We start from the raw sequence: 9,523 nt of genomic DNA on the forward strand, positions 1-9,523 counted from the left end.
CGGTCAGGGTGGTCCCGTCCTGACGGACAGCCCTGGTTACTGTTGTTCCCTCATTCGAGAGGCGGAGGGTGAGGAGTTTCATTACTTGTTGCGTCCTTCGGTGTAGGTGCGGCTGAAGTTCAGGCGTTCGAAAATGGGGGCGTCACTGAAGCGGAAGAGATCGAATTCGGACTCTGCCTGCAGGGACCATTCCTGCCAGGAGGGGACGACGAAGAGGTCGCCCTTGGCCAGGGTCCTGGTCTCGCCGTTCAGCACCACCGTGCCGGTGCCTTCGAAGACCTGCCAGACGCTGGAGCCGACCTCCCGGACCGCTTCGGTGGCGGCACCGGCGCGGAGCCGGTGGAATTCGGCGCGGATGGTGGGCATCACGTCCCCGCCCGTGGTCGGGTTCGTGTACCGGACCGCGGCGTGGCCCTGGGACACGGTGGCCGGGTGGCCCTCGTCCTCGAGCAAAAGCTGCTCGGCCAGGGCCCGGTCGGTGTATTCCCAGCGGTACGCGGCGATCGGGGAGCTGACTGTGTCATCCAATCCGGACAGCGGCCGCAGCCCTGGGTGGGCCCAGAGGCGCTCGGAGCGGGAGATGTCCGGGGTGGCCTCGTCGGTGACGCGTTCGGTGCCGAACTCGAAGAACCCGGCGTCGGCGTAGTGCACGAACGGGATGTCCAGGCCGTCGATCCAGGCCATCGGCTCATCGGTGTCGTTGTGGTGGCCGTGGAAGTTCCAGCCCGGCGTCAGCAGGAAATCGCCGCGGGACATCCGGACCGGGTCCCCGTTCACCACGGTCCAGACGCCCTCGCCCTCGACGACGAAACGGAACGCGTTCTGGGAGTGGCGGTGCTCCGGGGCGGTCTCGCGGGCACCGAGGTACTGGATCGCCGCCCACAACGTCGGCGTGGCATACGGCGTACCGGCCAGGCCCGGGTTCGCCAGAGCGATCGCCCGCCGTTCCCCGCCGCGGCCCACCGGGACCAGGTCACCGGCGCGCGCGGCCAGCGGGTACAGGTCACTCCACCGCCAGACATGCGGCACCGCCTTGGGGGTCGGGACCATCGGCATCAGATCCGCGATCTCGGTCCACAGCGGGATCAGGTTCTCCCGGTCAAAATCCCGGTACAGCTCCTCCAGCTGGGCAGCCTCTTCCGGCGTCGGCTCCGGAGCAGCATGCCCCGCAGCCACTGATTCATGGGTCGTGTTCTCGGCGCTGATGGACACGTGGGCCTCCTCGGTAGGTCAGAACAGTTCTTTGGCGTAGTTCGACCCTACGGATGCAGCAGTGTGACCCCCAGCATATTCTGCTGGTCAGAATTGTTTGTTCGAGCCTGAAATATCGGGACCGAAGGAGGTTCAGTCCGGCTCCGCCGGGTTAGACGCGATATCGATCTCCAGCTGCCGGCAGGTTTCGCGCAGGGCGCCGACGAGTCCGGCGTCGAACACCCTGCGGAACCGGGTCGCGGGAGTGGCTACGCTGAGTGCGCCGACGACGTGCCCGTGCCGGTTGTGCAGGGCGATGCCGAGGGCGCTCACGCCCTCCTCCGTGCCTTCAAAGTTGGCCGCGAAACCGTTGGAGCGGATGGACTCAAGCTCGCGCAGGAACGCCGGGTACTCCGCCGCGGGAATGGTGTCCCCGCCAATTTCGGCATTGTTGCTGCGGAAGAGCTGCTCGATCATTGGGGGTTCCAGTTCGGCGAGCATGGCCTTGCCTCCGGAGGTCTTGTTGGCTGGCATGACGGTTCCCTGCCTGTCGCCAACGCGCAGCACGTTGCCACCTTCCACGGTGGCTAGGAACCGCACCTTCGTGCCCACCCGGACCATGAGGTTGACGGTCTCGTTGAGCTGCGCCGACAGCAGCTCCATGTGCGGCTGGGCGAGTGAGCGGAGCAGCCTGGTCCAGCTCAGCCCGGCCGGCCCCACCCCCATCGCCGGACCGGGCACATAGCGGCGGTTTTCATCCTGCACGGCGAAGCCCCGGTAGACCAGCATCGCCAGGAGCCGGTGGGCGGTGGACGGAGCCACGCCCAGCTCCCCGGCGGCGTCCTTGAGCCGCAGTGCACCACCGTCCCGGAGCAGCTGCAGGAGCTGCAGCGCGTTATCCACTGCCTCGATGGAATAAGTGGGCCGCTTCTGCACGGGCTTCCGGGACGATTTGGACGACGGGATGTTCTGCACATCAGAATTCTATGGTGCTTACCATGCCATGACGCTGACAGTAGTGGGATGAATCACACACTTCCCGTTGCAGCGCCGCACGGGTCCTCTTCGGGGGCTCCTGCCGCCACTGCCGCTAATGGGCCTGCATCGAGGTTCTCCAAGGGCTCGGCAGCGGCCGTCCTCGTCTGCTGGCTGCTGGTGGTCTTCGATGGCTACGACCTCATCGTCTATGGCACCGTCCAGTCCTCCCTGATCTCCGAGACCGGCTGGGGACTGAGCAAGGCCACCGCCGGAACCATCGGATCCATGGCCTTCGTCGGCATGATGATCGGCGCAATCTTTGCCGGCCGAATGGCCGACTCCTGGGGCCGCCGCCGCACCATCCTGGGCTGCGCCGTCATTTTCTCGATCTTCACCATCCTTTGCGCCTTCGCTCCCAACGCCGCCATCTTCGGCGCCCTGCGGCTCCTCGCCGGCATCGGGCTCGGCGGCCTGGTGCCGTCAGCGAACGCCCTCGTTGCCGAGCTGGTGCCCGCCAAATGGCGGTCCACCGTTGCCACCCTGATGATGTCCGGCGTCCCGATCGGCGGATCCATCGCCGCGCTCGTCGGCATCCAGATGATCCCCGCCTTCGGCTGGGAGTCAATGTTCCTGGTGGCCGTACTTGCCCTGGTGGTCGTGGTGCCGCTCGGACTGAAATACCTTCCGGAGACGCTGGCCCCGGTCAGCGCCACCGGCAAGGCCGCCAGTCGCGGCCGCCCGGTCAAGGAACCGTCCGGCTTCAGTTCCCTGCTCCGCGCCCCGTACCTGGGGGTCAGCGTGCTGTTCGCCGTGGCGACAATTGCCACCCTCTTCGCCTGGTACGGGCTGGGCACCTGGCTGCCCAACCTCATGCAGCTGGCCGGCTATAACCTGGGCTCCGCCCTGACCTTCGCCCTGGCCCTCAACCTCGGGGCGGTGGCCGGCTCGGTCATCACGGCCTGGGCGGGCACCCGCTTCGGTCCGATTCCGACGGCGATCGCCGCCGCCGCCGTCGCCGCCGGAGCGCTTGTGGTCCTCGTGACCGGGCCGCCCGTCGGCGTCGTCTACTTCATGCTGGTCCTCGCCGGCGTGGGAACGCACGGCACGCAGTGCCTCATCATCGCCGCCGTCGCGAGCCACTATCCCGGCCACCTGCGCGGAACCGCGCTGGGCTGGGCCTTGGGGACAGGCCGCATCGGCGCCGTCGCCGCACCCCAGGTAGGCGGCCTCCTGCTGGCCGCCGGACTGGGCGTCAATTCCAATTTCCTGGCCTTCGCCGGTGCAGCCGCCATCGCCGCTGTCCTGCTGGCCGCCGTCGGCCTCAAACTCAAGTCGAAACTCTCAACCCCACCCTCATCCTCACCAACAGGAGCAATCAATGTCTGAGCACGCCACGTCCACCGATGTCCTCGTCATCGGAGGGGGAATGGCCGGACTGGCCGGAGCCCTCGCGCTGCGTGAAAACGGCGCCAACGTCACCCTCGTGGAACGGGCCCCCGAATTCGGCGAGGTCGGCGCGGGGCTGCAGATGGCCCCGAACGCGTCCCGCGTCCTGCGTCGATGGGGCCTGCTGGAAAAGGCGCTGGAAATCGGTGTCCAGCCCAAGCACCTGGTCTTCCGCGACGCCGTCACCGGCGAGGAGCTTACCCGCCAGACGCTCGGCGGTGAATTCGCCGAACGCTACGGTGCGCCGTACGTCGTGATCCACCGCAGCGACCTTCACCGGGTGCTACTCGAGGGCTGTGAGGCGGCGGGCGTGAAGCTTGTCAACGACGTCATGGTCGAGAGTGTTGAAACCGTGAACGGCCGCGGGGTGGCCCACACCGCCGCCGGCGTGGACTATGAGGCCGACGTCGTGATCGGCGCCGACGGACTAAAGTCCACCCTGCGTCCGCTCGTGGCCAGTGACGAGCCGGTCTCGTCGGCCTACGTTGCCTACCGCGGTACCGTGCCTATCACCGAAAACACGCCGAAGGCCGACCTGGAGGACGTCATCGTCTACCTCGGACCGGACTGCCACCTGGTGCAGTATCCGCTGCGCAAGGGCGAACTGCTCAACACTGTGGCCGTCTTCAAGTCCCCTTCCTTCGCGCGCGGCGAGGAGCAGGACGGGGGAGTGGACGAGCTGGAGGCTGCGTACAAAGACTGTGTCCCGGCCGTCCAGGAAGCGCTGAAAAACCTGGGCACCGGCATGCGCTGGCCCATGTACGACCGCGACCCGATCGAAAACTGGGTCGCCGGCCGGATGGTGCTGATGGGCGACGCCGCGCATCCGATGCTCCAGTACCTCGCCCAGGGCGCCTGCCAGGCGCTTGAGGACGCAGCCGTGCTGCAGGACGCCAGCAACGGCACCGTGTTCACCCCGGACGGCGTGAACCCGGGAGGCTGGGACGACGCCATCCGGGAATTCAACAACCTCCGTGCCGGCCGCACCGCCCGGGTCCAGCGCACTGCCCGCGTCTGGGGCGAATCCTGGCACGTCTCCGGACTGGCGCGGACGCTTCGCAACCTGCTCTTCAAGAGCCGGAAGGACAACGACTTCCAGTACAACGACTGGCTGCACGGCCAGGAGGGCGACGGCGTGCCGGCCGTTAAGGCGGCTCCCGTCAGGCTGGCGGACCGGATTTCTGCCTGATCCTGCGAGCCCCCTACGCGGCGAGGACGTCCCGGCGGGCGAGGAGACGAACGGCCTAATGGCCGGTCTCCTCGCCCGTCGGCGTTTTAGGGGTGCACCGCCGGCGGGCCCTCGTCCAGGTTTTCCTTGAGCAGGGCGCGGTGTTCGACGGCGGCCTCGCCGTGAAGGGCGCGGCCGGCGTCGGTGAGCTCCAGGAACAGGGAGCGCCGGTCATCTTCGCAGGATCGGCGGGCGATGAGGCCGGCTTTCTCAAGCCTGTCCACCACCTTGGACATGGCGCTCTGGGTCATGGGGGTGCGCTCACCGAGCTGCTTCATCCGGCATGCCGCGTCCGTGCTGTCGGCCACCAGGTCCAGAATTTCAAACTCGGTCAGGCCAATGCTGAACCGCGCCTCCAGGGCGCGGTCGATTGCGCCTGCGGTGCGGAAATACGTGTTCTGGATGCTGCGCCATTGCTCAACCAGCTGCTGGTCCTGCGGTGTTGCCATGCAGCGATTCTAGTTCATGACGAATTAAAAGTCCACGTCATAATATTCCTTGTCATTCAATGACGCGTCATATAAGTTGTTGCCATGACTTCAACTTCCACCCTTGAAAGAGCTGCCGGAGACCGGCTTGCACCTGTGCAATGGACCCGTGCGCAATGGATGCTCCTCCTGGTCCTGTGCACCGTCCTGGCACTCGACGCACTGGACGTATCAATGGTCGGTGTGGCGCTGCCCTCGATCGGCGCGGAACTCCACCTCGGAACTGAATCCCTCCAATGGATCGTCTCCGCCTACGTGCTCGGCTACGGAAGCCTGCTCCTGCTGGGCGGCCGAATGGCGGACCTGCTCGGCCGGCGGCGAATCTTCCTTATCGCGCTGAGCGTCTTCGCTGCAGCGTCCCTGCTGGGCGGCCTGGTGGACGACCCCGCCCTCCTCATTGCGACCCGTTTCGTCAAGGGGCTGGCCGCCGCGTTCACGGCTCCCGCCGGCTTTTCGATCATCACTACCAACTTCGCGGAAGGCCGCGAACGCAACCGCGCAGTGTCCATCTTCACGACCTTCGGCGCCAGCGGCTTCTCCCTGGGCCTGGTCGTTGGAGGCCTTATGACTGCCCTGAGCTGGCGCTGGACGTTCCTGGTCTCGGTGCCTGTGGCAGTCGCCGTCGTGATCCTTGGACTGAAGTACATCCCCCGGGACTCCGCCGCAGGCGAGGCCGAAGGCAGGGAAACGGACAGCGGGCATGACGTCTGGGGCGCCGTCACGCTCGCGGCCGGCATGCTGGGGCTGGTCTACACGCTGGTTTCGGCACCCGGGAACGGCTGGGGATCTGTGGCAACTATCGCCGGATTCGTGGCCTCCGCAGCGGTGCTGGCAGCGTTCGCCGTGATCGAAAACCGCGTCAAACACCCGCTGATCCGGTTCAGCATCCTCAAGGAAGGCTGGGTGGCCCGGGCCAACCTCAGCGCCGTGGGGCTGTTCGGCTCGTATCTGAGCTTCCAGTTCATCCTGACGCTCTACCTGCAGTCCGTGCTGGGGTGGAGCCCGCTGGGCATGGCCCTGGCGCTCCTTCCGACTGGCCTGCTGGTTGCCTCGAGCGCACCCTTCGCGGACCGGCTCATAGAGAGATTCGGCGCCCCTCGGCTGATCCTGACGGGACTGGCGTCGTTGACTCTCGGCTATGTGCTGTTCCTGCGCGTGGGCACCTCGCCCAATTATGTGACGGATATTCTGCCGTCCGTCCTGCTGCTGGGCGTCGGTTTCGCCCTGGCCTTTCCGTCCATCAACGTCCAGGCCACGGCAGGCATCAGGAACGCCGAGCAAGGGCTGGCGGCCGGCCTGATCCAGACCAGCACGCAAGTGGGTGCCGCCCTGGTGCTGGCCGTCACCACGGCGATGGTCAGCGGTCACGGCAATGCGCCCGACCCGGGTGCCGCCGTGGATGCGGCAGCGATGCTGGAACAGTACCGCCCGGGCTTGATCCTGAGCGCAGCGGTGGCGGTGACCGCCCTCGTGATTGCCGCGGTGCCGTCCCGTCAGCGGAAGCCGGCGACAACAGGCCGTTGAGCTGCCCGCCAGCCAGGACCCACGCGCGTCCTGGCTGGCGCGAGCCGATTCGCGGTCGGCGCTTCGGACTCCTCTGGGCCGCTAGTCCAGGGGAAAGGTGATGGATACCATGGTGCCTTTGCCGGGGGCGGAATCAATCGAGATGGTACCGCCGGCTTCGTGGACCGCCATGGTCATCAGGCACATGCCGTACCCGTGCTTCCTGCCCCCAAGGAGTTGGCTTTGGAAGCCGACGCCGTTGTCCGTGATGGTCAGCCGGACACCGTGGTAAACGGCTGCCAGCCGGAGGGTCAGCTCGGTGGCCTGGGAGTATTTGAACGCGTTGGTGAGTGTTTCCTGCGCGGCCTGATAGAGCAGCGCAGCGCAGGCTGCCGGTATCTCGACGCCATGGTGCGGGGTCTCCCAGCGCACAAATACCCCGTTCTGGCGCAGGGGAATGGTCAGCCTGTCCATGCAGCCGGCGAGTCCCAAGGTGTGGAAGTCACTAGCTATGTCATCCGTAATGACGCCGGTGGCGGTACGTTCGTCCAGAGCTGCTGCTTGACTCACGGCTTTCCCTGCTTCCTTGCATCCCTTGCTGGGCATCCGCACACTTGGTCTGGCTGGATCGGTGCGACTGGATCAAGTCTGAGTTCCAAGCATCAAGAGTTCCGGCAGTTATCCGCAGGTCTCGTGCAAATTTCCGGCAGAATTAAGGCAAACAGCCCTTGGCCCGGTGCGCGTAGTTTCACCTGGCGGTTCATGGCCCGGGGTCATCGCATGCATATCGACGGCCCTCGGCTTCCCGAAGGCGTATAAGGCCTCGGGTACCAGGTCCGGCAGAGTGTCGAACCTCGCCACTGCCGGTGCCCTGCCGTAAACTCACCCGGTGGCAGATTCAAGCACCGACGGCAGTGCAAACACGGTGGTGATCCCGGTTTTGGAAGGTCAGACCTGCATTGGCGAGTTGCTTCCGGACTTCAATGACGTGTTGGGGATGACTCCGCGCGAGTGGAGCCCGCCTGACGCCGACGGCGCCGCCGGCGGCCAGCTGCGTCTTTTCTGAGCGCACGAATCACGGCTGCGCCAACACCGCTGCGCCGTCATGGCTGCACCGGCAGGAACAGGACCGTGTAGATCCCCAGAACGGCGAGGATGACCACGCTGGCGGCGACGGCCGCCATCGACCTGATGTTCGGTGGCATGGTGTCCTGGTTGATTCCCCGGACGGCCTTGTGGAACCGGCGTTTTTGGGTGAGGTAGATGGCCAGGGCAGCGATTATGGCGCCCCCGACGAGCGTCCCGACGAACCAGCCGTGATGGGGCAGCCAGCGCAGAAAGACTGCCGCCGCGACCACCATCGCCATGGTGGTGCGGCTCCAGGCCAGATCGGTGCGTTCCGGCTGGAGACCGGAATCGCCGTGCCAGGCGGCATCGCGCTGCGCCGGCACGCTCAGGCCGGCCGGGCGATGACGAACACCACCATGATGGCGGCCACGAGGGCACCGCCGATGGCCAGCACCGGGGCCATGAGGGGGAGCGGCAGCGGAGTTTTTGACCGCATGGCACGTTCCACGTTCAGCCACCGGAAGAAGGAGCCGCCGCCGATCACGAGCGCCAGGACCAGCAGCAGCACCGCGATGGTCTTGCGCAGTTCGGGCCCCAGGAGGGCGGCCATAAACGCCTCGACGGCGACGCCGCCGGCAAGCAAGGCCAGCGACGTGCGGATCCACGCAAGGAACGTGCGTTCGTTCGCCAGGGTGAACCTCGGATCGGGCTCGGTGCCGCCGCGGAGGATCCGGGACGTGAAACGGTTCCTCGCGTCCGGCTCGCCGGTGTTCGAATCTTCTGTCAACGTGGTCCTTCCGTGCACGGCTGGTCTGCCGGTGCTGCCCCCTATTGCCTACCACGTTTCCGCGTTCCGGTCAGGTGGGCCCGGGTCGGCGCGTCCCCAGGAAACCACGGCTGGAGGGGTCCCGGGTTTCCTCCGACAGTTGGGTAGCGTTGTACGGCGTGGGCACCGGACGGAAAGTTTTGGGCATTGTGGCGTTGTGGTCCGCCGTCGTCGTCAGCGTGTTGACGATCGCGACGGCGGCAGCGGCGGAGCCGTGCCCCGCCGGCCAGGTTCCGGTCGGCGGAGGCGGTGTTTGCGTCCCGCTGAGCCCGTTGCTCCCTCGCCCGACGACGCCGGCACCGTCGCCCACGGAGACGCCGACGGCTGCGCCCTCGCCCACGGAAACCTCGACGCCGGCCCCCGCCCCGGGCCAGCCCGGCCCGAGCGACACAGCGGTGGAGGTCATGCCAATGGCGCCCGGAACCCAAACACCTGAAAACAGTGACGGCGATCCGGGAGCCGCGGGCGCAGGGGGAGCTACGCCGTCGTCGTCCGCATCTCCAGGGGTGACGGCGTCGCAGGTCTCCGGCTCATCAGCTGGCGCCTCCCCGGGCGGCCCGGCGGCGGGCATGGCCGCGCGGCAACAAGCGCCGCCCGGGACAACGATGACGGTGGCCGGATACCTGCTGGCGTTCGGCGGGGTCATGCTCCTGACGTCATCGGGCGTCGGAATACTGCGGCAGCGCCCCGGAGCTAGTTAGGCTGCGGGCGTCCTAGGTGTATTGACCTGAGAGGTTAGTGACGCGGCTGGCCGGTGGCTGACCTTTGAGTGAGGTGTGGCCTCGGTGATGATTG

At 66.8% G+C, this 9,523-nt stretch carries 11 protein-coding genes; 4 read left to right on the forward strand and 7 right to left on the reverse strand.

Translation table 11 applies throughout. The annotated features are described in order from the left end of the window. Window positions 1-81: 81 nt before the first annotated feature. Both CXQ91_RS23920 and CXQ91_RS23925 read right to left on the reverse strand, forming a co-directional pair. The gene (locus CXQ91_RS23920) at window positions 82-1,212 is read right to left on the reverse strand and encodes a cupin domain-containing protein (RefSeq protein WP_104176342.1); all 1,131 of its coding nucleotides are present in this window, start codon (window positions 1,210-1,212) and stop codon (window positions 82-84) included. A gap of 132 nt (window positions 1,213-1,344) precedes the next feature. Continuing rightward, entirely contained in the window at window positions 1,345-2,166 is an 822-nt protein-coding gene (locus CXQ91_RS23925; protein WP_104176343.1) for an IclR family transcriptional regulator, read from the reverse strand. Between the two features lie 48 nt (window positions 2,167-2,214). On the opposite strand from CXQ91_RS23925, the gene CXQ91_RS23930 reads away from it, so the two are divergent. Next, window positions 2,215-3,555: an aromatic acid/H+ symport family MFS transporter gene (locus CXQ91_RS23930; protein WP_104176344.1), complete on the forward strand. Its 1,341-nt coding sequence runs from the start codon at window positions 2,215-2,217 to the stop codon at window positions 3,553-3,555. After that, a complete protein-coding gene (locus CXQ91_RS23935) occupies window positions 3,548-4,804 on the forward strand; it encodes an FAD-dependent oxidoreductase (protein WP_104176345.1) in 1,257 nt (418 codons plus the stop codon). The genes CXQ91_RS23930 and CXQ91_RS23935 overlap by 8 nt, the downstream gene beginning before the upstream one ends. A gap of 86 nt (window positions 4,805-4,890) precedes the next feature. On the opposite strand, the gene CXQ91_RS23940 is transcribed toward CXQ91_RS23935, so the two are convergent. Further along, on the reverse strand, window positions 4,891-5,292 hold the full coding sequence (locus CXQ91_RS23940; protein ID WP_104176346.1) for a MarR family winged helix-turn-helix transcriptional regulator: 402 nt from the start codon (window positions 5,290-5,292) through the stop codon (window positions 4,891-4,893). 84 nt (window positions 5,293-5,376) lie between these two features. Between CXQ91_RS23940 and CXQ91_RS23945 the strand changes: the two genes are divergently transcribed. Next, window positions 5,377-6,855: an MFS transporter gene (locus tag CXQ91_RS23945; protein ID WP_104176347.1), complete on the forward strand. Its 1,479-nt coding sequence runs from the start codon at window positions 5,377-5,379 to the stop codon at window positions 6,853-6,855. Window positions 6,856-6,936: 81 nt separating this feature from the next. Here CXQ91_RS23945 and CXQ91_RS23950 read toward each other — a convergent pair whose 3' ends face one another. Continuing rightward, window positions 6,937-7,404 carry a sensor histidine kinase gene (locus tag CXQ91_RS23950; RefSeq protein ID WP_104176348.1) on the reverse strand — a complete coding sequence of 156 codons (468 nt, stop codon included), beginning with the start codon at window positions 7,402-7,404 and terminating at the stop codon, window positions 6,937-6,939. A gap of 319 nt (window positions 7,405-7,723) precedes the next feature. On the opposite strand from CXQ91_RS23950, the gene CXQ91_RS24950 reads away from it, so the two are divergent. Beyond that, complete coding sequence (locus tag CXQ91_RS24950; protein WP_181039033.1) at window positions 7,724-7,900, forward strand: hypothetical protein; 177 nt, start codon at window positions 7,724-7,726, stop codon at window positions 7,898-7,900. A gap of 37 nt (window positions 7,901-7,937) precedes the next feature. Here the strand turns inward: CXQ91_RS24950 and CXQ91_RS23955 are convergent, their stop codons facing one another. The 3 genes from CXQ91_RS23955 to CXQ91_RS24955 form a co-directional block, all read right to left on the reverse strand. Beyond that, entirely contained in the window at window positions 7,938-8,285 is a 348-nt protein-coding gene (locus tag CXQ91_RS23955) for a DUF202 domain-containing protein (protein ID WP_104176349.1), read from the reverse strand. A gap of 2 nt (window positions 8,286-8,287) precedes the next feature. After that, complete coding sequence (locus CXQ91_RS23960; protein WP_104176350.1) at window positions 8,288-8,689, reverse strand: YidH family protein; 402 nt, start codon at window positions 8,687-8,689, stop codon at window positions 8,288-8,290. 70 nt (window positions 8,690-8,759) lie between these two features. Then, window positions 8,760-9,374 carry a hypothetical protein gene (locus CXQ91_RS24955; RefSeq protein ID WP_181039034.1) on the reverse strand — a complete coding sequence of 205 codons (615 nt, stop codon included), beginning with the start codon at window positions 9,372-9,374 and terminating at the stop codon, window positions 8,760-8,762. Window positions 9,375-9,523: the final 149 nt, after the last annotated feature.

Source organism: Arthrobacter sp. Y81 (assembly GCF_002929335.1).
Classification (GTDB): Bacteria; Actinomycetota; Actinomycetes; order Actinomycetales; family Micrococcaceae; genus Arthrobacter.